Origin of the sequence: Methylorubrum rhodinum (genome assembly GCF_014199935.1) — a bacterium.
Taxonomy (GTDB): Bacteria; Pseudomonadota; Alphaproteobacteria; order Rhizobiales; family Beijerinckiaceae; genus Methylobacterium; species Methylobacterium rhodinum.
On record NZ_JACHOP010000004.1, the window covers coordinates 100,074 to 123,726 of the forward strand.

Consider the following 23,653-nt stretch of genomic DNA (forward strand, 5'->3'; position numbering starts at 1 on the left):
AGAGTGAACACGGCTGAGCCGCCTCCGGTCAACCGCTCAAGCTCCACGCTCCCTGTTGAAAATGCGGATTTTATTCCAAGCCCAGCCTTGACCTTGCCGACCGGCGTTCCGAATCGGCGAAAGCCCTGCGTGCGGCGCGGGCAATCGACGCAGGTGGCCGCGAAAAGCGCATGCGGGCCGTGTGCTCATGCAACAAATCCGCCCGCTGTTGCCGTTGAATGACAGACGTTCGCGTCCGCCCATCTATCGTGCAGCGGTGCCGGAGACCCGATCGGGGAGTTCCATGCGTGCGGGTCGACCCGTGCCTCCCCCTCGGGCTCAGAATTGTGCCAGGGCCATGAGTGACGCACGACCCACGGGCCACAAGCCCGTCATTCTCGTCGTCGAGGATGAGCCCGACGAGCGCTACCTCGCGGCCGAGCTCCTCGAGGAGAAGGGCTTCGAGGTGATCGAGGCCGAGACGGCCGAGCGCGCGCTCGAGATCCTGCGCCAGCGCGGCGAAGGCATCGACGTGGTGTTTTCCGACGTGCGCACGCCGGGCACGATCGGCGGCTTCGAGCTCGCCCGCATCATCGGCGTGACGTGGCCGCGCATCCGGCTGCTGCTGACCTCGGGCGATGCCGGCGACCAGCCGAGCGACCTGCGCGTCACCGCGACCTTCATGCCGAAACCCTGGCGCGCGCCGGAAATCCTCAACTGGCTGGAGGAGGCCGCGGGCCTGCGCGAGCGCTCGGGCGAGGTGTAGAAGCTTGCCGGCTCAGACCGAGACCGGCAGCGCCGCCTGCTCGCCGACCCCGAACACCCGCTTGTAGCGGGCCACCTCCTCGGCCGGCCCCTGCGCCTTGCTCGGGTTGTCGGAGAGCTTCACGGTCGGGCGCCGCTCGGCCGAGACGACCTTGCAGACCACCGAGATCGGATCGAGCCGCCCGTCCGGCACGAGGCCGCGGAAGTCGTTGGTCAGCCGCGTGCCCCAGCCGTAGCCGATCCGCATCCGGCCGTGGAAATGGGCGTGGATGCGCTCGATGTCCGCGATATCGAGCCCGTCGGAGAAGATCGCGAGTTTTTCACGCGGGTCGCAGCCTCGGGCGCGCCAGAACGCGAGCGCCTCCTCGCCGCCCTCGATCGGGTCTTTCGAGTCGATGCGGATGCCGGTCCAGGCGGTGAGCCAGTCGGGGGCGTGTCTCAGGAATCCGGTCGTGCCGTAGGTGTCGGGCAGGATGACCAGCAGGTTGCCCTCGTAATCCTGCTGCCAGTCGGCCAGCACCGCGTAGGGCGCGGCGGCCAGCGCCGCGTCGTCGTCGCCCGCCAGCGCCGCGTAGACCATCGGCAGCTCGTGGGCGTTGGTGCCGACCGCTTCGACCTCCCGGCGCTGGGCGATCAGGCAGTTCGACGTGCCGAGGAAGCTTTTGGGCCCCAGGCCCTCGCTCATCGCCTGCACGCACCAATCCTGCCACAGGAAGCCGTGGCGCCGCCGCGTGCCGAAATCCGCGATGGAGAGATCGGGCAGGCGCTTCAGCCGCTCGATCTTCTCCCAGACGCGGGTCATGGCGCGGGCGTAGAGCACCTGCAGCTCGAACTTGCCCAGATCGCGCAGCACCGCCCGCGAGCGCAGCTCGTTGAGGATCGCCAGCGCCGGCACCTCCCAGAGCGTGGTCTCGACCCAGGGGCCGTGGAAGGTCAGCGCCACCTGTCCGTCGCGGGTCTCCAGCTCGTAGTCGGGCAGCCGGAACTCCTCGAACCACGCCATGAACTCCGAGGAGAGGATCTGGCGCTTGCCGTAGAAGGTGTTGCCGCGCAGCCAAGTGGATTCGCCGCGGCTGAGGCGGAGCGTGCGGGCGTGGTCGAGCTGCTCGCGCAAGGCCCCGAGATCGATCTCGTCGCCGACGCGCACCCGCACCGAACGGTTCTGGATGGCGAAGCTCGCCCGCACGTCGCGGTGACGGCGGAAGATCATCTGCGCCATCAGGAGCTTGTAGAAATCCGTATCGAGCAGCGAGCGGACGATCGGATCGATGCGGAAGTTGTGGTTGTAGACCCGTGTCGCGAGGTCGGGCATGGGCCTTCGGCGCTTCCTTCGGTGCGAGCGGTCGAGCTTGGGCCGGATCGCCGTTGCGATCAACGGCGGCTTAACGGCGCCGTCATTCCGGGGCCGCATAGCGGAACCCGGAATCCACCCGTGATGCGCGATGCTCGGCTGACGCTGCGCCGTCGCGCCCGATCATGGATTCCGGGTTCGCCTTCGGCGCCCCGGAATGACGCGGCGGCAGGTGTCAGGGAAACGGCGAAACCCGCATGAGCCCGTGGCCTCCACCCACGAAAACGCCCCCGCCGAGGGGCGGAGGCGCTTCGGGAAACCCCGAAAAGAATCAGGCCAGATTGACCTTCTTGGTCTCGGTCTTGGGGCTCTCGCCGGTGAGCGAGGCCTTGACGTAGCCGTAGAGGTGGACCATCGTCGAGGACGGGCTGTCCCAGTATTCGCCCTGCTCCGGGTGGATGCGGATCAGGCCGACCTCGGGGTCGTTCTTGCCGTTGGGGAACCACGTCTTGAGGCTCTCCTTCCACTTCTCGTCGATGAGCGCCTGATCGCGGATTACCTCGGCCTTGCCGGCGATCGAGACGTAGGTCTGGCTCGACGGGTCGGAATAGGCGAGGTTCACCTGATTGTCGCGGCCGATCTCGGCGGTCTTGGGGCTGTGCAGCTTGGTGAAGAACCAGATGTCGCCGTTCTCGTCGATGTCGTTGTTCCACATCGGGCGGCTGTTGAGCGTCCCGTCCTGGTCGGCGGTGGTAAGCATCGCGACCTTGACGTCTTTGGTCAGCTCGAAGAGCTTCTTCGCGCCCTCGTGGTCGCGATGGTTGCCCTGGTGCATGGGGGGTCTTCTCCAACTCGGACAATAGGATACGCATCAGGACGGCACGCACGTCGCGCGGTCCCGGCGATTGCCTCGACAACGAGCGAGGCCGGTCTTGGTTCAGGAGAGGAAGACGCGGATGAGGCATGCGGCGGCGGCACTCGCCCTCGTTCTGGCGATGGCGGGGCCGGCCTGCGCCGAGGTGCGGTTCGGCCCCGGCGTGCGGATCGGCGGGCACGATTTTTCCAACCGGCGCTATCGCGGCGTCCATATCGAGCGGGTGAAGCGGCTGCGCGGCCCCCTCGGCTGCCGGCATGTCCGCCACGGCTTCTACCGGCGCGGCGACGGCACGGTCGTGCGCGGGCCGATGGAGGAATGCAACCTGATCGCCATCCCGCCGGGACAACGGCGCTGAAAAGGCCTGCGGGCTGGTGTTTCCGGCCCGCGCGGTTAGATGGACGAAAGGTCCGAAAAAACCGCTCGATGGAGCTTCTCCCTTGGCCATCACCCGCGACGACGTGCTGAAGGCGCTCTCGACCGTCACGGTCGATCGCGGCGGCACCACGCTGCCCGGCTCCGGCCGCCTGTCGCAGGTGGTGATCGATGCGGGCGGCCGGGTGATGTTCTCGATCTCGATCGATCCGAGCGAGGCCGAGCGGTTCGAGCCGGTCCGCCGTGAGGCGGAGGGGCGGGTACTGGCCTTGCCCGGCGTGTCGAGCGTGCTGGCGAGCCTCACCTCCGAGCGGCCCAACGCACCGGGCCCCGGCGCGCCGCGTCAATCGGGCGCCGCCCCGGCCCCGCCGCGTCAGGGCAATGCGCTGCCGGGCGTGCGCCACATCGTGGCGGTGGCCTCCGGAAAAGGCGGCGTCGGCAAGTCCACCACCGCCTGCAACCTCGCCCTCGCCTTGCGGGCGCAGGGCCTCAAGGTCGGGCTCTTGGATGCCGACATCTACGGCCCCTCGGTGCCGAAGCTCCTGGGGCTGTCGGGCAAGCCGCGGGTGATCGAGGGCAAGGTGCTGGAGCCGATGGAGGCCTACGGCCTGAAGGCGATGTCGATCGGTTTCCTGATCGAGCCGGAATCGGCGATGATCTGGCGCGGGCCGATGGTGCAGTCCGCCATCACCCAGATGCTGCGCGACGTGGCCTGGGGCGATCTCGACGTGCTGATCGTCGACATGCCGCCGGGCACGGGCGACGCCCAGCTCACCATGGCCCAGGCGACGCCTTTGTCCGGCGCCGTGATCGTCTCGACGCCGCAGGATCTCGCGCTCATCGACGCGCGGCGCGGCGTGACGATGTTCCGCAAGGTCTCGGTGCCGATTCTCGGCGTGATCGAGAACATGGCGACCTTCATCTGTCCGAATTGCGGGCACGCCTCCGACATCTTCGGCCATGGCGGCGCCCGCCAGGAGGCGCAGCGGCTGGAGGTGCCGTTCCTCGGCGAGATCCCGCTCACCATGGCTATCCGCGAGACCTCGGACGCCGGTCGTCCCGTGGTCGCGACCGATCCGGACGGGCCTCAGGCCAAGGTCTACCGGGCGATCGCCGAAAAACTCTGGGGCAACCTTCACGGTGCGCCCGCGGGCCGGGCCGCACCCAAGATCGTCATAGAATGACCCATCGTCATCGAGTGATGTCTTCGCCGCCTCTCGGACTGATCCTGGCCGGCGGCCTGTCGCGGCGCATGGGCGGCGGCGACAAGCCGCTCAGGGTCTTGGGCGGCCGCACCCTGCTGGAGCGCGTCGCCGAGCGGCTCGGGCCGCAATGCGGGGGCCGACTCGCGCTCAGCGCCAACGGCGACCCGGAGCGGTTCCGCGGCGTCTTCGCCGGCCCGATCCTGCCCGACACCGTGCCGGACCATCCCGGCCCGCTCGCCGGCCTCCTCGCCGGGCTCGACGCCGCCGCAGAGATGGGCGTCACCCACGTCGCCAGCGTGCCGGGCGACGCGCCGTTCCTGCCGACCGATTTCGTCGCGCGCCTGACCGCCGCCGGGGACAAGCCGATCGCGCTCGCGGCCTCGGGCGAGCGGCGCCACTTCACCTCCGCGCTCTGGGAGGTCGCGCTTCGCGACGATCTGCGGGCGTGGCTCACGGCGGGCGAGCGCCGCGTCGGCGGCTTCATCGAGCGGCACGGAGCGGATGTGGTCTCCTGGCCGGTGGAGCCGGTCGACCCGTTCCTGAACCTCAACGCGCCGGAGGATCTGGCTGCGGCGGAAGCCGCGCTGGCGCCGGCGCCCTGAGCCATCCGCAAAGCGGGGATCGCGGGCGCTCCGCTGTTGTGCGAAAGCCGCGCACTTCATATTTAAGTAACTGAAACGACGGCCTTTGGTCGTGTGTTCTATCCCCCACTCCCCCCTCATCCTGAGGTGCCGCGTGAGCGGCCTCGAAGGAGGGCTCCAGGGATCGCCGAGATGTCTGGAGCCCTCCTTCGAGGCCTCCGCTGCGCTCCGGCACCTCAGGATGAGGGAGAGGGTGGGATAGGCTTGGGGCTGGGCCTCGCATCCTAGCGGTCTTTCCTGCCCGCCGGTCCTGTTCCGGGGGCATGGGAAAAGACAAAGAATCGAGAGAGCGACGTTGGCAGACGACAACGATCCGACCGGCACGGGCGCGCCGCCGCCGGCCACCGACATCAAGCCCGTCTCCATCACCGACGAGATGCGCCGGTCCTATCTCGATTACGCCATGAGCGTGATCGTGAGCCGGGCGCTGCCGGATGCGCGCGACGGCCTCAAGCCCGTGCACCGACGCATCCTGTTCGCGGCGCACGAGAGCGGGCACCTGCCCGAGCGCCGCTACGTCAAGTCGGCCCGCATCGTCGGCGACGTGATCGGTAAGTACCACCCGCACGGCGACCAATCGATCTACGACGCCTTGGTCCGCATGGCCCAGGACTTCTCGATGCGCCTGATGCTCATCGACGGGCAGGGCAATTTCGGCTCGGTCGACGGCGATCCGGCCGCGGCCATGCGCTACACCGAATCGCGTCTCGCCAAGCCCGCCAGCGCCCTCCTCTCGGACATCGACAAGAACACCGTCGATTTCCAGGCGAACTACGACGGGGAGCACGAGGAGCCGACCGTCCTGCCGGCCCGCTTCCCGAACCTGCTGGTCAACGGTGCGGGCGGCATCGCGGTGGGCATGGCCACCAACATCCCGCCGCACAATCTCGGCGAGCTGATCGATGCCTGCATTGCGCTCATCGACGATCCGAGCCTGACCATCGAGGCATTGAACGAGATCGTCCCCGGCCCCGACTTCCCGACCGGCGGCCTGATCCTCGGGCGCGCCGGCACGCGGCAGGCCTACGCCACCGGCCGCGGCTCGATCATCATGCGGGCGAAGTCTCACGTCGAGGAACTGCGCAAGGAGCGCGAGGCGCTGATCTTCACCGAGATCCCGTATCAGGTGAACAAGGCCACGCTGGTCGAGAAGATCGCCGAACTCGTAAAGGAGAAGCGCGTCGAGGGCATCTCGGACCTGCGCGACGAATCCGACCGCGACGGTATGCGCATCGTCGTCGAGATCAAGCGCGACGCCATCGCCGACGTGGTGCTGAACCAGCTCTACCGCTACACGCCGCTCCAGTCCTCGTTCGGCTGCAACATGGTGGCGCTGAACGGCGGGCGGCCCGAACTGATGAACCTGAAGGACCTGTTGCTGGCCTTCAACGACTTCCGCGAGGAGGTCGTCTCCCGGCGCACGAAGTTCCTGCTCAACAAGGCTAGAGAGCGCGCCCACGTGCTGTGCGGCCTCGCCATCGCGGTCGCCAACATCGACGAGGTGATCCGCCTGATCCGCACCTCGCCGGACCCGAACACCGCCCGCGAGGCCCTGATGGCCCGCGACTGGCCGGCCCACGACATCGCGCCGCTGATCGCGCTGGTGGATGATCCGCGCTACCGCGTCGCCGAGGACGGCACCTACCGGCTCTCGGAGACCCAGGCCCGCGCCATCCTCGACCTGCGCCTGCAGCGCCTGACCGCTCTCGGCCGCGACGAGGTCGGCGACGAGTTGAAGAAACTCGCCGACGAGATCGCCGACTATCTCGACATCCTGCGCTCCCGCGCCCGCATCCAGACGATCGTCAAGACCGAGCTGGCCGAGGTGCGCGCGCTGTTCGCCACGCCGCGCCGGACCGAGATCGTCGATTACGATTCGAGCGTCGAGGACGAGGACCTGATCGCCCGCGAGGACATGGTGGTCACCGTGTCCCACGCCGGCTACGTCAAGCGCGTGCCGCTCTCGACCTACCGGGCGCAGAAGCGCGGCGGCAAGGGCCGCTCCGGCATGGCGACCCGCGACGAGGATTTCGTCACCCGCCTGTTTGTGGCTTCCACCCACACGCCGGTCCTGTTCTTCTCCGACCAGGGTCAGGCCTACAAGGAGAAGGTCTGGCGCCTGCCCATCGCCGCGCCGAATGCGCGGGGCAAGGCGCTCGTCAACATCCTGCACCTGCAGAACGAGGGCGAGCGCATCTCGACCATCATGCCGCTGCCGGAGGACGAAACGTCCTGGGACAGCCTCGACGTGATGTTCGCCACCGCCTCCGGCAACGTGCGGCGCAACAAGCTCTCCGACTTCACGGTGGTGAACCGCAACGGCAAGATCGCGATGAAGCTCGATCCGGGCGACCACATCGTCCATGTCGAGATCTGCCGCCCGGAGCAGAACGTGCTGCTGACGACCGCTCTGGGTCAGTGCATCCGCTTCCCCGTCGAGGACGTGCGCGTGTTCAAGGGCCGCGACTCGACCGGCGTGCGCGGCATCAACCTCGCCAAGGACGACACGGTCATCTCGATGGCGATCCTCAACGCCTTCGAGGCGAGCCCGGAAGAGCGAGCCGGCTATCTGAAGATGCGCCGCGCCATCATCGGCGGCGAGGGCGAGGCCGAGGAGGCGGCCGACGCCGAAGAGACCACGGCCGAGGCCGCGATCTCGGGGGAGCGCTACACCGAGATGAGCGCCGCCGAGCAATTCGTGCTGACGCTGTCGGAGCGCGGCTACGGCAAACGCTCGTCGTCCTTCGAGTACCGGACCTCGGGCCGGGGCGGAAAGGGCATCACGGCGATGCGGGTCAACGCCCGCAACGGCAACCTCGTCGCCTCCTTCCCCGTGGAAGCCTCCGACCAGATCATGCTGGTGACGAATGCCGGCCAGCTCATCCGCGTGCCGGTGGACGACATCCGCATCGTCGGCCGCGCCTCGCAGGGCGTGACGGTGTTCAACACCGACAAGGCCGAGAAGGTGGTGTCGGTCGAGCATATCGAGGGCGAGGAGGAGGGGGGCGAGGAGGGCTGAGCCACACTCGTCCGCCGTCATCCCGGGGCCGCGCAGCGGAACCCGGGATCCACCCGTGAGGCGTGGCCGAGGCATAGCGTTGAGGCCAGTCATGGATTCCGGGTTCGCCTTCGGCGCCCTGGAATGACGGTGAAGGGTGACTTGATCTGTGCCGTCTACCTTCTGGCAAGCAGACGGGACGGCACCCTCTATCTTGGCGTGACAAGCAATCTCTCTCGCCGCATCTGGGAGCATAAGACGAAGGCGGCGCCGGGTTTTACGGCCCAATACGGTGTCGACCGGCTTGTCTGGTACGAGGTCTACAGCCGCATCGACGAAGCCATCGCTCGCGAGAAAGCGATCAAGAAGTGGCATCGGGTTTGGAAGGTCGCCCTGATCGAGGGGATGAATCCGGATTGGGACGACCTTTACGATCGGCTGAATGCCTGAACCATCGAGCCGGCTTGTTCGATCCTCAAACCCTCAACACCCGTCATTCCGGGGCGCCGAAGGCGAACCCGGAATCCACGACTGGCCGCGACGCTTGTCATAGCCGAGCATCACGGGCGGATTCCGGGCTCCGCTGCGCGACCCCGGTATGACGGAGCGTGAGGAGGCGTCGGGTTCCGTTCGCCCCCGAAATGCTCTACGCCCCTTCCCGTGACGACCCGCACCGCGCTCTACGCCGGATCGTTCGATCCGGTCACCAACGGCCACCTCGATGTGGTGCGCCAAGCCTGCCGGCTGGTGCCGCGCCTCGTGCTCGCCATCGGCGTGCATCCGGGCAAGGCGCCGCTGTTCTCGGCCGAGGAGCGCGCGAGCCTCCTGCGCGAGACCTGCGGGCCGCTCGCCTCCGCCGAGAGCGCCGAACTGGAGGTCGTCACCTTCGACGATCTCGCCGTCTCGGCGGCCCGCCGCTGCGGCGCCAAGCTGTTCATCCGGGGCCTGCGCGACGGCACCGATCTCGACTATGAGATGCAGCTCGCCGGCATGAACGGCGCCATGGCGCCCGAGGTCCAGACCGTGTTCCTGCCGGCCTCCACGGGCGTGCGGCCGATCACCGCCACCCTGGTGCGCCAGATCGCCGCGATGGGCGGCGACGTCACCCCCTTCGTGCCGCCGGCGGTCGCCGCGCGGCTCTCGGCGCGCTTTTCCAAAGCCTGAACCAACGGAGCCCAGCCCCGCATGAACCGCCGCCACGCCGTCCTCGGCCTCGCTCTCAGCGCGACCCTCGCCTTCGCCGCACCTGCACTCGCCGGCGAGAACACCGTCAACCTGGAGACCAAGGACGGGAAGGTCACGATCGAGCTCCGCCCAGAGATCGCCCCGAAGCACGTCAAGCAGCTCAAGACGCTGATCGGCCAGGGCTTCTACGACGGCCTGAAGTTCCACCGCGTCATCGACGGCTTCATGGTCCAGACCGGCGACCCGAAGGGCAACGGCACCGGCGGCTCCAGCCTGCCCAACATCCCGGCGGAGTTCTCCTCGGCCCCGTTCAAGCGCGGCACCGTCGGCATGGCCCGCTCGAGTGATCCGAACTCGGCCAACTCGCAGTTCTTCATCTGTATCGCCGACGCAGAGAACCTGAACAACAACTACACCGTCGTCGGCGTCGTCACCTCCGGCATGGACGTGGTCGACAAGATCAAGAAGGGCTCCAAGGGCAACAACGGCTCGGTGCAGGACCCGGACAAGATCGTGAAGATGACGCTGGCCAAATGACGGCAACCGGAGGTGGGCGATAGCGGCCCGAGGCCATAGCCGCCGCGCGGCGCTGCTGGCGCTCGCCCTGCTCTGGCCGGGCGGCGCCGATGCGTTCGGGCCGGTTGAACCCTGGCGCACGCTGCCGCAAACCCTGAGGGGTACGCTGCGGGTGCCCCTGCTCGCCGGCGAGACCGGGCCGGGGCCGGTCGATACCCTGAAGGCGCTGTTTCCGGCGCTCGCCGCCTGCTGGGAGGCGCCCGAGGGGCTGGCGAAGTTCGAGCGCACCGAGATCACGGCGCGCCTCGCGCTCCGCCGGGACGGCTCGGTGATCGGCACGCCGCGGATCACCTTCTCGCAGACCCCGGGCGACGACAAGGCCCGGGACATCCTGATCCGGGCGACGCTCGACGCGATCGCCCGCTGCACGCCGGTCCGGCTCACGCCGGCCCTCGGCGGTGCCATCGCGGGGCGCCCCCTGGCGCTGCGCTTCATCTACGACGGACCCAGAGGACAGGGAATCTAACCCATGGCAGACACCAACGAGACCATCGTCCTGGAGACGACCAAGGGCCGCGTCGTCATCGCGCTGCGCCCCGATCTCGCCCCGAACCATGTCGAGCGCATCAAGACGCTGGCGGGCCAGGGCTTCTACGACGGCGTGCCGTTCCACCGCGTCATCGACGGCTTCATGGCCCAGACCGGCGACCCGACCGGCACCGGCTCGGGCGGCTCGGAGCTGCCGGACCTGAACGCCGAGTTCAACGCCGAGCCGCACGTGCGCGGCACCTGCTCGATGGCGCGCACGAACTTCCCGCACTCGGCGAACTCGCAGTTCTTCATCTGCTTCTCGGACGCGCGCTTCCTCGATCGCCAGTACACGGTGTGGGGCAAGGTGATCGAGGGCATGGAGGTGGTCGACACGATCAAGCGCGGCGAGCCCGTGCGCGAGCCCGACCGGATCGTGAAGGCCACCGTCGCGGCGGCCTGATTCTTTTTCTTTTGGGATTTTGCGGCGCCGGGTCTCACCACCTGGCGCCGCCTCTGTTTCAGCCCGAGGCCTGCGCCGCACGCTTGGCCTCCGCCTTCTTGCGCCACGGCGCATCCGCCTCCCAGTCGCCGGCCATGATGCAGCCGTAGGGCTCCACCGTGTCGACGACTTCCGCGAGATCGTACTTGGCGATCTGCGCGCGCACCGACCTCGCGTCCTTGTAGGCGCCCGGCAACTCCGACAGGTCGGGCCGCCCGCAGAAGAAGCGCACGTCGATCCCTTCGGGCATCGCAGGCGCGTTCTCCCGCAGATACGCCTTGCGGCTCATGTTGCGGCCTGCCCCGTGCGGGGCGAAGCCGAGCGAGGCCGCATGGTCGCGGTGGCGGGCGATCAGGATCGGCTCGGCCATGTTGAGCGGGATCAAGGTGCGCCCGTCGTCGTCGGCCGAGAACCCCTGCCACGACGGGGTCGCCCCCTTGCCGTGGTAGTAGAGCCCGTCGTCGCGGCGGAACACGAAGTTGTGCTCGTTCCAGAACCGGTCCGCGACCGCGTTGCCCATTTGACGCGCCACGAGGTCGTGGAGCGCGAAGTGGCTGGCCTTGGTCCAGTCCCTGACCACCTGAAGCGCCTCCCAGTAGGCTCGCCCGTCGTCGGACTCCGCCTTGATCCAGACGTTGTGCGCCGGGATCCGCGGGGCGACGATCGACGTGTGCCGCTTCGCTACCGCCATGCCCTTCTTGTAGAGCTGGGCGCCGAGCCCGCGCGAGCCGTGATGGGTGACGAGCGCCACCTGCCCCGTCGAGGCGAGGTGCCCCACATACGCGAAGTGGTTGCCGTCACCCTGGCTGGCGAAGTGGCCGACCGCCAGCCCCGCGAACTCCGCGAGGAAGCGGTTGCCCGCGACCCCCGCCATCACCGCGTCCGGCGGCCTGACCACGCCGTTGCGCCCGCCGGGCCCGAAATGCGTCACCGCCTGCATGGCGTCGAGCACGCGCTTCGGGTCGTCGGCCCGGCGAAACACCGTGATCGCCACCGAGCAGCAGATGTCGGCCGAGTGGAAGCCCGGATGGATCGCGTCATCGCAGGCGACCGCGCCGCCGACGGGGATTGTGCCCTCGGCAAAGCCCGACGGGCAGGCATCCGGCATCACCGCGCCCTTCACGATGGTCGGCACCCGCATGAGCGCGTCCATGTGGCGGATGACGGCGGCCGCGTTCGCCCGCTCGGCCTCGGTCTCCGCGTCGAGGAAGACGCCGAAGTCGAGGGCGTTGGTGCGAAGGAGAACCGGGTTCGCCGAAGGCTCGATGGCGCGCAGGTGCGCAAGGATCGCCGCGTCGTCCGCGCCCTCCGCGCGCATCGCGTTGGCGGTTGCGACCGCCCGCTTGAACCACTCGCCGGGCTGGAAGCCCCAGGCGATGAGGTCACGTCCGTTGATCGCGGTCATGGTGCCGCTCCGTTTTTCTCGTTCTCAGGGAAGGGGCGGGCGGCTTGCGCCGTCCGCCCCTCAGCTCATCCGCCGCACAAAAAATCCGCGATCAGCGCGGGGGCCGCCGTGTCGAAGCCGACCACGTCGAGCATGCCGGCATCCTCCGGGTCGGCGATGCTGAAGCCGTTGGAGACGAGCCCCACGACCACGAGCTTCGCCGCGATCCCGGTCTTCTGCCGGTATTCCCGCAGCGCCTCGACCGGGTGGACCGGGCCGGCCCAGGTCTCCGAGTCCGTGTAGATCACGAACGCGTCGGCCTGCATGCCCCGCTCCAGGGCCCAGCGCATCGGCAGCGAGCAGTCCGTCCCGCCGAAGGGCAGGTCGGAGGTCGCCGCCACCGCCTGATCGAGCCGCATCGACGGCCCGAGGGGCAGGGCGGTCAGCCCGTCGGCCACGCGCCGGCCGCCGGTGAAGCCGACCACCTGCCACCGCTCCTCGGTCGCCGCGGTGACGAGCGCCATCGCGGCGGCCGCCTCCCGCGGCGTCAGCGCGGACCCCGCGACCGAGCCGCACGCCATGGAGCCCGACACGTCGAGCGCGAGCACGAGGCGCTGGCCCGTCGGCTCCACGCCTGCGAAGGCGGTGTAGAACGCGGCGTTCAGCGCCTCGACGATGGCCCCGACCGGCTCCCAGGAGAGCCGGCCGCGCTGGCCGTGCCCCGACGCGTAGGTCCGGAGCGCGATCAGCAGCGCCATCGGGTGCAGGCGCGCCTTCAACAGGCGCTCCCGGTCCGACAGCACGGACAGCACGTGCTCGGTCCCCGCGGAGAAGGGCGCGAGCGCCCCTGCCGCGGTGAGCCGGCCGAGCTGGCGCACGAGGGCGCCGACCGGCATGCGCTCGATCAGGGCCTCGTTCACCGCGCGGCTCGTCATCAGCCCGGTCGGCAGAGCCTCCCAGGGCAGACCGTGCGAGCGCACCTGCGCCGCCGCGAAGGCGCCGTCGACGCCCTCGGACTGCACCGCCGCGAAGGCGTGGACGAGCGCGGGCGCGTCCTCGCCGAGCGTGCCGCGGCAGATCCAGTCGAACAGCGCCTTGCGGGCGGGCTCGTCCGTCTCCGGGTGGGCCAGTCGCAGCAGGTCGCGGTGCGACCAGCCACCCCGCTGCCGGTACTTGACCGCCTGGTAGGCGAGCGCCTCCACGGACTTCGCCCGGTACCACTCGCCGACCGCGCGCCGCAGGCCCCGGCCCCAGCCGCGCATCGCCTCGACGGCGTCGGCGAACCCGAACAGGTGCGTGCCGGTGCGGCAGACGCGGGGGAGGGCGGCGAGCGCGAGGCGGCGCGTGGCCTCGGACTCCGCGGAGGCCGCGAGCGCCAGCGCGAAGATCGCCGGGTCCTGCTTCGGAGCCCGGCCCCCTTCGCTCACCGCGACGATGGCCGCCACGGCGCGCGCGCCGTCCTCCGCGATGCACCGCATCACGGCCGCCGCGTTCTCCCGCGTCAGCGTGCGCTCGCCCGCGTAGTACGAGCCGCCCTCGCACCCCAGCACAAGGAAGCGGTCGAGCCGCGCCCAGTCTCCGACCGGGAAGGCGTGGCCGCCGGCCGCGTTCGGCACGGTGCGGGGAATCGGCTCCGACTGCGGATTGCGCCGGAGCGAGAACAGCTTGCCATAGTTCAACATCACTCGCTCCTTCTCTGCCGCGGGGCGCCGATGGGCGTCCCGTGCTTCATTGCGGCCGCGCGGTCGTGGGATGGGCGAGGGATTCCAGACGCCTTTCGGCGCCTTCGGGAGTCGAACCCTGGGACCCAGATAACCCTCACCCTCCGGCCCGCGCGGCCGAATCTCTTTGTTTTTCCGTGCCTTGCCACACGGGCGTGTGGTCTCGGACGACGGACCTCACCGGGCGCCTGCGAGCGGCGCGGGCTCCGGAAAGCCCGACCCGGTCCCTCGATCACCGTCGCCGTCCGGCCCGTGCCGAGCCGTCCGAAGTCACGCGGTCATGGTGCGAGGAAAGGCGTTTGGCGCTCTACCCGACTGAGCTACGGACCTTGCGGCCCGGCGGGACTCGAACCCGCGACAACCCCAGGACAATGGTAACCTTTCCTCTTCGGCCCGCGTGGCCGGATGATTTTCCTATTGCTGGCCCGCGAACGGTCCTGCGGGCGTGGGTGCCGGGGACGGGAAGACCGAGCTACGGACCTCGCAGCCCGGCGGAATTCGAATCCGCGACCTCCGCGAGAAAAACGCGCGGCGCTCTACCGATGACCGTCCCCGATCGGCCCGCAGGGCCGTCGAGAGGGTGGGATGGGGAAGTGCGAATCCGGCCCGCCGCCTCGGGGGAGGGCGGCGCGGTGGTCACGCGGGCATGGGGCAGCGGACGATCGTGTCCTTGCGGACACCGGGCCTCACATCCGAAGACGTGAGGAAACCGATTTAACAGATCACCGTCCGCTATTGGCCCGCGTGGCCGATACTTTTGCCGGATAGTGGCCGCTCACGACCCGGACGGGCGCAGGCGGCGACGCTGAGGTCGTTCCGATACATGCGATGCACCGTCGAGGCGGGGCCAGAAGGAGACGCGGGCGTGAAAACGGGCGATCGGGGTTTTCGCATTGCAGGCGGATAACCGAACGCCCACCGGCCCGCGCCGGTGGTATCGTGAACGGTCTGCCGGTCATGAACGATCGAGGTGGACTGGGCATTGCGCCCCCACGGCCTGCGCGCCGCAGAACGTCCGCTTGGCAAGGTAACCTCGGATCACCGGCCCGGCAGGCCGATGGCGGTTGAGTACGGCCACGCCCCAGCCGCGTCAACCTGAAACTTGAAAATTCTTTCAGTTTCGACCATCTCCCCTCCATGGACCTGACCCACCCGATCACCCCCGCCCAGATCCGCGCCGGCCGCGGCCTCCTCAAATGGACGCAAGGCGCGTTGGCCAGCCGGGCCGCGGTCTCGGTGGTGACGCTGAACATGATCGAGAGCGATCAGGTCGCGCCGCGGACCCGGACGCTCGCCTCGATCCGCTCGGTGCTGGAAGGGGAGGGCATCCGCTTCATCGGCAGCGAGAGCGAGGGTTTCGGTGTGATGATGCGGCCGAGGGCCGGCGCCGAAGAATCCTCCCGAGGTCCGAGTCCGAGAAGCGAAAGCCCCAAGAAAACGACGTCGAGATCCATGCGGGCGGCCGAGTGAGCGCCCGCATCGATCTCAACGCCGATCTCGGCGAAGGCTTCGGGGCTTGGCGCATGGGCGACGACGCCGGGCTCCTCGACATCGTCACCTCGGCCAACGTCGCCTGCGGCTTCCACGCGGGCGATCCCGACATCATGGTCGAGACCGCCGCGGCGGCGCGGGCGCGGGGCGTGGCCATCGGCGCCCATCCCGGATTCCTGGATTTGCGCGGCTTCGGCCGGATGCGCATCCAAGAGAGCCCTCGGCGGATCGAACGCGACATCGCCTACCAGATCGGCGCGCTCCAGGCCTGCGCGGCGCTGGCCGGCGCCCGCGTCACCCACGTGAAGGCGCACGGGGCGCTCGCCAACCTCTCGAACGAGGACGAAGCCGTCGCCGAAGCCCTCGCCCGCGCGGTCGCGGGCGTCGACCGCAGCCTCGTCCTCATGGTCATGCCGGGCCTGCCCGCCGAGCGGGCGGGCGAGCGCGCGGGTCTCAGGCTGATACGCGAGGTCTATGCCGACCGGGTCTATGCCGCCGACGGCACGCTGATGCCCCGCGCGATGCCCGGCTCGGTGATCCACGACGCCGACGAGGCCGCACGCCGCGTCGTCCGCATGGTCGAAGAGGGAGCGGTGTTCACGGGCGACGGCCAGAAGATTTCCGTCGCGATCGACACGGTCTGCGTCCATGGCGACAATCCGGCGGCGCTCACGATGGCGCGGGCGGTGCGCACGAAATTGGAAGCCGCCGGTTTGTCCATCCGACCCTTTGCGGAGCCGTAACGGGCGGTGCGGCAGCACCGTATAGCCGGGCGCGAAGAGCGCCCCGCGCAGCGGCCTCGGTTTTCGGCCGAGGCGTCCAGCGGAGCGGGAAGCCTTGAGCATCGTTCCGAAAGGTGGTTTCCGGCTTTCGGAAAAAGACGATGCGGCACAGAAACATAGAGCATCGTCTTGGATCCGATATCCAGGACGATGCTCTAAGGTCGCGGATGCGACCGCCAGCGTCTGAGGCTAGGCATGAAACCCGTGCAATCGCTGCAAGCGACGGCACGGGGATCGAAACGGCCTCGCTCACGGTTTCTTGAGCGGCGCGGCCTTCGGTCCTTGCGCCGAGCGTGGCAGCGTCGGGACATCCGGGCCGAAATGAAAAAGTTCACCTCCGGCGACGGCTTCGTCGTCCCGCCCCGTCCCACCCGGATCGCCGCCGCGGAGACGCCGGGCGCCCCGCTCGCCTCCTCGATGATCGTGTTCGCGATCATCGTCGCCGGGCTCTATCTCGGCCGCGAGGTGCTGATCCCGATCGCCATCGCGGCGCTGCTGTCCTTCGTGCTCGGACCGCTGGTGAACCTGCTGCGCCGCCTGCGGCTCGGCCGCTTCGTCGCGGTGCTGGCGGCGGTTCTGTTCGCCACCGGCATCATCGGCGCCCTCTCGACGGTGATCGGCGTGCAGGTCGCCGAACTCGTCCAGGACGTGCCGCGCTATCAGGTGACGATCGAGAAGAAGATCCAGGGCCTGCGCGAGGGCTCGCTCGGCCGCACCATGGACTACATCGCCAACATGAACCGGGCGATCCACCAGGGGGGCGCCGAGGAGGGTAAGGAGGAGGCCGAGCGGGCCAAGCGCGAGCAGCAGGCCAAGGAGCAGCAGGCACGGGAACAGGCGCGCAAGGATCCCTCCGCCCGCAGCGCCAAGCCCGAGCCGGAACCCGCCAAGCCGATGCTGGTCCAGGTGGAGGAGCGCCGCCCGAGCCCGCTGGAACTCGCCACCACCGTGCTCTCACCCGTCATGCAGCCGCTCGCCACCGCGGGCATCGTCGTGGTGGTGCTGCTGTTCGTGCTGATGCAGCGGGAGGATCTGCGCGACCGTCTGATCCGGCTCGCCGGTTCCAGCGACCTCCACCGCACCACGGTGGCGATGGACGACGCGGCGCGGCGCCTGTCGCGCTACTTCCTCGGCCAGCTCGCCCTCAACACCGCCTTCGGCGTCGTGATCGGCCTCGGCCTCTGGATCATCGGCGTGCCGAACCCGGTGCTCTGGGCGATCTTCTCCGCGATGATGCGGTTCGTGCCGTATATCGGCGCGGTCCTCTCGGCGATCCTGCCGTTGGCGCTCGCCGCCGCCGTCGATCCCGGCTGGGGCATGGTGCTGGCCACCCTCATCCTGTTCGCGGTGATCGAGCCCCTGGTGGGCCACGTGATCGAGCCGCTGGTCTACGGCCACTCGACCGGGCTCTCGCCGTTCTCGGTGCTGATCTCGGCCCTGTTCTGGACCTGGCTGTGGGGGCCGGTCGGCCTGCTGCTCTCGACGCCGCTCACCGTCTGCCTCGTCGTGCTCGGGCGCCACGTCGACCGGCTCGAATTCCTGGACGTGCTGTTCAGCAACCGCCCGGCCCTGACCCCGGTCGAGAACTTCTACCAGCGCATGCTCGCCGACGACCCCGAGGAGGCGCAGGAGCATGCGGAGATGATCCTGCAGCAATGCTCGCTCTCGGCCTATTACGACGACGTGGTGCTGAAAGGGCTCGAACTCGCCGCCCGCGATGCCGCCCGCGGCGTGCTGACCCCGGACCAGAAGGCCGATATCCGCGCCTCGATCACCGCCCTGGTCGAGGATCTGGAGGACCGCGAGGACGGGCTGCCCGAGCCCGCCTCGAAATCGGCCAAGCTGATCCCGCCGGCCGACGACGACGTCGCCTGCTCGTCCGAACCGATCCCCGATCCGTCCCCCGACGACCTGCCGGACGTCTGGCGGCGGGAGGGGGCGGTGCTTCTCGTTTCGGGGCGAGGGTTCCTCGACGGCGCGGCCACGGCCATCGCCGACCAGCTCCTGCGCAAGCGCGGCTTCGGCACGCGCCAGGTCCCCTTCGCCGAGGTCGCGCGGGTGCGGCTCGCCGACTGGGATCCCGGTTCGCCGCAGGCCGTCTGCGTGATCTCGCTGGCGCTCGCCGGCGAGCCGACCCATCTGAGCCGCCTCGTCGGCCGTCTGCGGCGCAAACTCGACGCGGCCCCGATCGTCGCCGGCCTGTGGCGCCTCGACGAGCCGATGCTCTCGGACGAGAGTCTGCGGGCCAAGCTCGGTGCCGACGACCACGTCACCTCTCTGCGCGATCTCGTCGAGACGGTCCTGACCCTTGCCCGCTCCGGCGGCACGGCGCGGGAGCCCGAGCGCCGCGAGGCCGCCGTCCCGCCGCGTCAGGCGCTGCCGGAGCCGGCCTGACGCGGCGGGCAATCTCAGCCGCCCGCCGAGCGCCGCGCCAGGGCGACGACCTGATCGGGCGTCGGCGGATTGGCCGGATGGTGGCTGAGGCAGAGCGGGGTGCGCAGCTTGAACGGGCGCCCCGAACCTTCCGTGGCGAAGTAGAACTCGCCCGCCCCGAGCCGGCCGATATCGGCCCCGCTCCCGCCGCTCGCGGCCAGGATCTCCTGGGCCGCCGCGATGGTCGCCGGCGCGCTCTGGCGGCCGAAGAACTGCGTGGTGCAGTTCGAGACGACCTGATTGTGGATGCCCCGCGGCACCTGCGTCGCGACGATCATGCCGAGGCCGTACTTGCGCCCCTGCGCCACGAGCTTGATCCCGCTGCTCAGGCTCGCGGTGCCCTTGCCCGAGGGCAGGAAGGTCTGGGCCTCGTCCACCACGTAGAGCATGCCCCGCGGCGAGGGGTTCTTCTTGATCCAGCCGAACAGCGTCATCTGCAGCCGGTTGACGAAGTCCTCGCGGGCCGCGTCGGAACCAAGGCCGGACAGATTCACCACCGAGACGCGGGTTTTCGCGGCGTCCGGGCCCTGGAACAGTTTCGCGGGGTCGAGCACCGCGCCCTCGACCCGCAGGAGCGGGTTGGTGGCGACGGCAGCGCGGAGTTGATCGGCCATGTCGGCGGCAAGCTTCTGGGCGCTGCCGATGTCGCTGACCCCGTCCGGCAGGTCGGAGAGCAGGGCCGTGAAGTTCGCAAGCGTCCCGCCGCCCTTCTTCGCGAAGCGGCGCAGCGCGCCCGCGAGCACGCCGCGCTGGAGGTTCTTCGTCGCGTTGGCGAGCGGCCCTAGGGTCTCGGCGGCCATTTCGATCGCGTGCTGGCGCTCGTCCGGGTCCTCGCCGATCCCGGAAAAGTCCGGCATCGCGGGCAGGAACAGCGGGTTGCCCGCGCGGACGCCCGGCGTCCACACCGTCACCTCGACGCTCACCCGGTAGCGGGCCGCCTTGGCGTCGTCCTCGGCCGTGAAGGCCGTCGGCCGATCGGGCCAGGAATCGCCCAGCCGCGACAGGTCGTTATTGGGATCGACCACGATGGCCGGAATGCCGGCGAGCGCCGCCTCCTCGACGAGCCGGCGCAGCAGCACCGACTTGCCCGAGCCGGACCCGGCGATGATGGCGGTGTGCCGAGGCAGCAGCCGCAGCGGCAGCGCCACCGGCGGCGCGTCGGGCGCGATCCGGTGCCCGACCGGAATGGCGTCCGGCGCTGGCCTATCGGGTTGCACCGCGGGCGGCTTGTCCCGATTCTCTCCATGAACCTCCGAGGCGCGCGTGTCCGGCCGTGCGATCGGAGCCGTCTCCTGCGGCGGCCCCGGCGGGGTCGAAGCGGGCTCTCCGGCGAGTCCTGCCGCACGAAAGAAGTCGGTGGCGAGCAGCGGTTGCTCGGCGCGCAGCCAGCGCTCGAACCGGTCGAACCGGCCCTCGGCGGTCGCCCGCTCGCGCAAGGAACGCAGGGCGGCGAAGGTGCGCAGATCGTCGTCGTTCGGATCAATCAGGATGCCGCCCGCGGCCAGGAAGGCTTCGAAGAGTTGGCGGGTCTTGGCCCCGCTCGGCACCGGCCCGCGGCGCACCACGAGCAAATCGCGCCCCGGAATGCGGGTCGAGATGCCCGAGGCGGTCAGCGCCGCCCGCAGCCGGGCCTGGAAGGCGATGGCGTTCTGCTGCGGCAGAGCCCGGTAGCAGACATGGCGCTCGCGGTCGTTCTCGTCCCGGTGGATGAAGGTCAGCCGCCCGTGCAGCGGCGGGATTCGTTGTTCCGGCTCGCCCTTGCTGGCGATGTCGAGGGCGTCGTCGGGATCGTCCTCTATGGCGTAGAGGTCGAAGGCGGCGCGCAGCAACTCGCCCAGCGTATTCTCGTCGTCGGCGAGCAGGCCGCCGATCTCGGCGGCGCGCTTCTCGGCGGCGAGGTCGAAGCGCTCGACCTCCGGCGGCGCCTTGGGCGGCTCGGCGTCGATGAGGCTTGTGCATTCCGCGGCCTCGCCCCGGGCGAGGCAATCGCGACGGAACGCGTCGCAGCGCATCAGGATCGTGCGCGGCATCATGCCGAGCTCGGCGGCGCGCGTGATCGCGGCCTCCGAGAAGGGCCATGTCGGGGTGGGCGGCTCGAAGCCGGCGTCCCGGTAGGCCGGCGCGAGCCGGCCGCGGATCAGCGCATCCGCCGCCGCACGGTCGTTCATGCCGACGAGAATGTCCGGTGCCTCGAACCGGTCGCGCGAGGATCTCAGGCCCCATTCCTGGAGCTTCATCCACGAATCCGACAGGCACGCCACCACCGTCATGCCGCGGCCGGCCCCGTCGTGCAGTTCGAGCAGTCCCGCGGCCAAGACCTTGGCCAGCGGCGTCGCCTCCTCGAAATCGTCGGTCGCCACCGAGCGGCTCGCGTCGATCACGCCGTCGATCTGGTCGAGGGCGACGAGGGTCGGTCCGCTCAGGCCCATGATCCAGGACAAGCCGCGCACGATCTCGATCGGCGCGGGCGGGGGCGTGCGGAAGCCGAGGGCGGCGCGCTCGGACGGGTCGGCCTCGTAGCCCTGGAGCCAGGCATGGGCGAGGCCGACGGCGGAGAGGTCGCTCGCCCGCAGCAGGCAGAGGGCGCGGAACACGTCCTGATGCTTGAGGGCGTTGCCGGCATCGACGCTCATCAGCGCCTTGACCAGGAGATCGACGATCTTGCGCGCGTCGATGTTGGGCGTGTCGAAGGCCTGCTCGACCTGCCGCTCGACGTTGAAGCGGCGGGCGACGCCGGCCAGGACCGCGTCCGACTGGCGGCGCCCGTCCGGCATGGTCTTGAGCAGCGCCGTGACGAAGCTCAGCGCGGCGCTGCGCCAGAAATCGGTGAGCCCGAGCACGTCGAGCAGGACGAACCAGCCGCCCGATTGCCAGACCTCCCGGCGCAACTGCCCGATCAGGTGCGTCTTACCGATGCCCGACTGGCCGACGAGCGTCCGCCCCAGGGGCCGGCTGCCCGGATCGCGCGGCTTGCGATGAAGCTCGGCGACCAGACGCGGCACCAGGGCGTCGTTCGGGCCGCCGGTCGGCTCGGCGTCGAGCCAGACGCTGTCGAGGGTGCGCACCCAGTCGAAATCGACCCGGCGCAGGGCGTCGAGGGCTTGGCTCATGATTGGATCCAGAGGAGGTGGAACGGCTCGCCGGCCGGGCTGTAGGCGGCCGCGCGCTCGGCCGCGTCGAGGGATTTCGGGTCGGTGAACTGGCTCAGCCGCGCGCGCGCGTCGCCCTTAAGGATCGCGGCGAGGCCGGCATCGACCGTCGCCCGGTCGAGATCGGAGAGGCGGGCGCGCAGCGCGCTCAGCCGCACCGCCGTGGCCCGCTCGCCGCCGGTGATCGCCAGATAGGCATCCTCGATCCTGGCCCGGAGCGTCTTCGGCGTGAGCGTCTTCGGCGTGAGCGATTTGGCGGACTTGGTCTCCGGAGCGCGTCTCGGCTTCGGCGCAGTCTTCGGCTTGGCTGCGGTCTTCTTGTCCGCATCCTTCCTGACGGGTCGCTTGGCTTTCGCGGCGGGCGGGGGCGCGGCCTCCGGTTCGGGCGCGAGCCCGACGAGGTCGGCGAGCGTCGCGCCGGTGGCGTCGAGATGCCGGTGGATCAGGGCGAGCCAGTCCTGCAGGACGCGGGCGCCGGGCGGCAGCGGATCGCGCATGTGATCGGCGGCCCAGGCCCAGCCGCGATCGGTCACCGTGAGCCGGAGCGAGCGGCCCTGCCGGGCCGCCTCGACGTAGCGGCCTGCGATCAGGGCCTCGCGGTCGGCCCTGTCGATCTTCGGCGCGACCTCGCTCTGGAGGGCGCCGCCGTGGCGGCCCAGCAGGCACCAGAGGATCAGCGCCTGCTTCGGCGTCGGCGTGTCGGTCATCGGCTCGGTGTCTCCCCGTATGGACGGCGCAGCCGGACCACGTCGCGGATCTTCTCGATCGCGCGGGCGAGGTCCGTCTCGACCTGACGGTTGGTGAGGCGCAGGACCAGATAGCCTGCCGCCAGAAGCGCGTAGTCGCGGTGACGGTCGGCCTCGAACACCGCCGGCGCGCGATGCTCGGGCCCGTCGAGTTCGACCACGACGCGGTGGGCCCGGCAGAGCAGGTCGACCCGGACTCTCGATTCGTGTCCCGGCAGCGTCACCGCCTCGTTGCCCGAGAACAGGCCGGCGAGTTCGGCATCGCGGGCGAGCGCCGCCTCGACCCGGCGCTCGACGGCGCTGGCCGGATGGGCCCGCGAGGACGGAGGCAGCGGCGGGGGAACGAAGCGCGCGGCGAGCGGGGCGGTCTCGCGCTCGATCGCCACGGCACCGTAGAGGATGCGGTCGTAGGGCGGCGTGTCCGGCGGGGCGGCGGGCAGGGCGGCGACGATCGTCGCCCCGGCGCCCGCGCACCAGCCGAGCGCCTCGATCACCGGCCCGGCCCGAACCGGGGAGGCCGAATCGATCTCGGCGACGAGGATCAGCCCGGCCGGGTCGATGGCGAGCAGGAGCTGGGCGAGCTCGAGTTCGCGGGCCGCCCGGCGGAACCGGGGTGGCCGCCCCTGGCCGACGCGCTTGACCGCCGCCCGCCGCCACGGGCCGGAGATGCGGGGATCGGCGGTCTCGCCCGGCGCGTCCCCGCCGTACCGGTCCGGCCAGCGAAGGAGCGCGAGTTCGGCGAGGTCGTCGAGCAGCCGGTCGAGGATCGCCCCGGCACCCTGCAGGCCGTCCGCCGCCAGCAGCAGGGCGCCGCGGGCGGGATCCAGGATGTCCATGAGGCGGTCGGCGCCGAGGCCGATCACGGTGAGCCGGCCGCCGGGCGCGAGGCAGGCGACGCGCCCTGCCACGTCCGCGAGGACGAGCCGCGGCCGGGCCGGCGGGCCGAACGGGGCGGAGGACTGCACGGGCCGAAGACTCTCCCGGCGCCGGGCTTCCATCCAGGGGCGCGCGGCCCGGTCGCATGTAGCGGATTTGGAGCACAGGTTGTCGCCGCTGGCTACCCGGTTGTCTCGCTCGGTTCGCCTTCC

20 protein-coding genes and 1 tRNA gene are annotated in these 23,653 nt (G+C 70.1%); 13 read left to right on the plus strand and 8 right to left on the minus strand.

The window, feature by feature from the left end:
- Window positions 1-337: 337 nt before the first annotated feature.
- The gene (locus HNR00_RS06475; RefSeq protein WP_183566723.1) at window positions 338-745 is read left to right on the plus strand and encodes a response regulator; all 408 of its coding nucleotides are present in this window, start codon (window positions 338-340) and stop codon (window positions 743-745) included.
- A 12-nt stretch (window positions 746-757) separates the two neighbouring features.
- Here the strand turns inward: HNR00_RS06475 and HNR00_RS06480 are convergent, their stop codons facing one another.
- Both HNR00_RS06480 and HNR00_RS06485 read right to left on the minus strand, forming a co-directional pair.
- A complete protein-coding gene (locus HNR00_RS06480; RefSeq protein ID WP_183566726.1) occupies window positions 758-2,056 on the minus strand; it encodes a nicotinate phosphoribosyltransferase in 1,299 nt (432 codons plus the stop codon).
- Between the two features lie 310 nt (window positions 2,057-2,366).
- The gene (locus tag HNR00_RS06485) at window positions 2,367-2,870 is read right to left on the minus strand and encodes a pyridoxamine 5'-phosphate oxidase family protein (RefSeq protein WP_183566729.1); all 504 of its coding nucleotides are present in this window, start codon (window positions 2,868-2,870) and stop codon (window positions 2,367-2,369) included.
- Between the two features lie 121 nt (window positions 2,871-2,991).
- Between HNR00_RS06485 and HNR00_RS06490 the strand changes: the two genes are divergently transcribed.
- The 9 genes from HNR00_RS06490 to HNR00_RS06530 all read left to right on the plus strand — a co-directional run bounded on the left by HNR00_RS06490 (window position 2,992) and on the right by HNR00_RS06530 (window position 10,820).
- Window positions 2,992-3,267 (plus strand): hypothetical protein, encoded by a 276-nt coding sequence (locus tag HNR00_RS06490; RefSeq protein ID WP_183566732.1) that lies wholly within the window; start codon window positions 2,992-2,994, stop codon window positions 3,265-3,267.
- A gap of 82 nt (window positions 3,268-3,349) precedes the next feature.
- Window positions 3,350-4,468, plus strand: coding sequence for an Mrp/NBP35 family ATP-binding protein (locus HNR00_RS06495; RefSeq protein WP_183566734.1), 1,119 nt, complete (start codon window positions 3,350-3,352; stop codon window positions 4,466-4,468).
- A 17-nt stretch (window positions 4,469-4,485) separates the two neighbouring features.
- The gene (gene mobA / locus HNR00_RS06500) at window positions 4,486-5,091 is read left to right on the plus strand and encodes a molybdenum cofactor guanylyltransferase MobA (protein ID WP_183566735.1); all 606 of its coding nucleotides are present in this window, start codon (window positions 4,486-4,488) and stop codon (window positions 5,089-5,091) included.
- A gap of 334 nt (window positions 5,092-5,425) precedes the next feature.
- The gene (gene gyrA, locus HNR00_RS06505) at window positions 5,426-8,149 is read left to right on the plus strand and encodes a DNA gyrase subunit A (protein ID WP_183566736.1); all 2,724 of its coding nucleotides are present in this window, start codon (window positions 5,426-5,428) and stop codon (window positions 8,147-8,149) included.
- A gap of 123 nt (window positions 8,150-8,272) precedes the next feature.
- Entirely contained in the window at window positions 8,273-8,578 is a 306-nt protein-coding gene (locus HNR00_RS06510; protein WP_376770359.1) for a GIY-YIG nuclease family protein, read from the plus strand.
- Between the two features lie 210 nt (window positions 8,579-8,788).
- Window positions 8,789-9,292 (plus strand): pantetheine-phosphate adenylyltransferase, encoded by a 504-nt coding sequence (gene coaD / locus HNR00_RS06515; protein ID WP_183566737.1) that lies wholly within the window; start codon window positions 8,789-8,791, stop codon window positions 9,290-9,292.
- A gap of 21 nt (window positions 9,293-9,313) precedes the next feature.
- Entirely contained in the window at window positions 9,314-9,850 is a 537-nt protein-coding gene (locus tag HNR00_RS06520; RefSeq protein WP_183566738.1) for a peptidylprolyl isomerase, read from the plus strand.
- A 151-nt stretch (window positions 9,851-10,001) separates the two neighbouring features.
- On the plus strand, window positions 10,002-10,355 hold the full coding sequence (locus tag HNR00_RS06525) for a UCP034077 family protein (RefSeq protein WP_512698591.1): 354 nt from the start codon (window positions 10,002-10,004) through the stop codon (window positions 10,353-10,355).
- Between the two features lie 3 nt (window positions 10,356-10,358).
- Window positions 10,359-10,820 (plus strand): peptidylprolyl isomerase, encoded by a 462-nt coding sequence (locus HNR00_RS06530; RefSeq protein WP_183566739.1) that lies wholly within the window; start codon window positions 10,359-10,361, stop codon window positions 10,818-10,820.
- Between the two features lie 58 nt (window positions 10,821-10,878).
- Here the strand turns inward: HNR00_RS06530 and HNR00_RS06535 are convergent, their stop codons facing one another.
- The 3 genes from HNR00_RS06535 to HNR00_RS06545 form a co-directional block, all read right to left on the minus strand.
- A complete protein-coding gene (locus HNR00_RS06535; protein ID WP_183566740.1) occupies window positions 10,879-12,264 on the minus strand; it encodes an RtcB family protein in 1,386 nt (461 codons plus the stop codon).
- Window positions 12,265-12,329: 65 nt separating this feature from the next.
- The gene (locus HNR00_RS06540) at window positions 12,330-13,925 is read right to left on the minus strand and encodes a TROVE domain-containing protein (RefSeq protein ID WP_183566741.1); all 1,596 of its coding nucleotides are present in this window, start codon (window positions 13,923-13,925) and stop codon (window positions 12,330-12,332) included.
- A 369-nt stretch (window positions 13,926-14,294) separates the two neighbouring features.
- Window positions 14,295-14,361: transfer RNA gene (locus HNR00_RS06545), tRNA-OTHER, on the minus strand.
- Between the two features lie 740 nt (window positions 14,362-15,101).
- On the opposite strand from HNR00_RS06545, the gene HNR00_RS06550 reads away from it, so the two are divergent.
- The 3 genes from HNR00_RS06550 (at window position 15,102) to HNR00_RS06560 (ending at window position 18,631) form a co-directional block, all read left to right on the plus strand.
- A complete protein-coding gene (locus HNR00_RS06550) occupies window positions 15,102-15,434 on the plus strand; it encodes a helix-turn-helix domain-containing protein (protein ID WP_183566743.1) in 333 nt (110 codons plus the stop codon).
- On the plus strand, window positions 15,431-16,198 hold the full coding sequence (locus tag HNR00_RS06555) for a LamB/YcsF family protein (RefSeq protein ID WP_183566746.1): 768 nt from the start codon (window positions 15,431-15,433) through the stop codon (window positions 16,196-16,198). The genes HNR00_RS06550 and HNR00_RS06555 overlap by 4 nt, the downstream gene beginning before the upstream one ends.
- Window positions 16,199-16,558: 360 nt before the next feature.
- On the plus strand, window positions 16,559-18,631 hold the full coding sequence (locus HNR00_RS06560; RefSeq protein ID WP_183566749.1) for an AI-2E family transporter: 2,073 nt from the start codon (window positions 16,559-16,561) through the stop codon (window positions 18,629-18,631).
- A 14-nt stretch (window positions 18,632-18,645) separates the two neighbouring features.
- Here HNR00_RS06560 and HNR00_RS06565 read toward each other — a convergent pair whose 3' ends face one another.
- From HNR00_RS06565 to HNR00_RS06575, 3 genes are read right to left on the minus strand one after another with little or no spacing between them, the layout of a single operon-like run.
- Window positions 18,646-21,780 (minus strand): ATP-binding protein, encoded by a 3,135-nt coding sequence (locus HNR00_RS06565; RefSeq protein WP_183566752.1) that lies wholly within the window; start codon window positions 21,778-21,780, stop codon window positions 18,646-18,648.
- Complete coding sequence (locus tag HNR00_RS06570; protein WP_183566755.1) at window positions 21,777-22,526, minus strand: hypothetical protein; 750 nt, start codon at window positions 22,524-22,526, stop codon at window positions 21,777-21,779. Before HNR00_RS06570 ends, HNR00_RS06565 begins: the two co-directional genes overlap by 4 nt.
- Window positions 22,523-23,530, minus strand: coding sequence for an endonuclease domain-containing protein (locus HNR00_RS06575; protein ID WP_312886009.1), 1,008 nt, complete (start codon window positions 23,528-23,530; stop codon window positions 22,523-22,525). The genes HNR00_RS06570 and HNR00_RS06575 overlap by 4 nt, the downstream gene beginning before the upstream one ends.
- Between the last annotated feature and the right edge of the window lie 123 nt (window positions 23,531-23,653).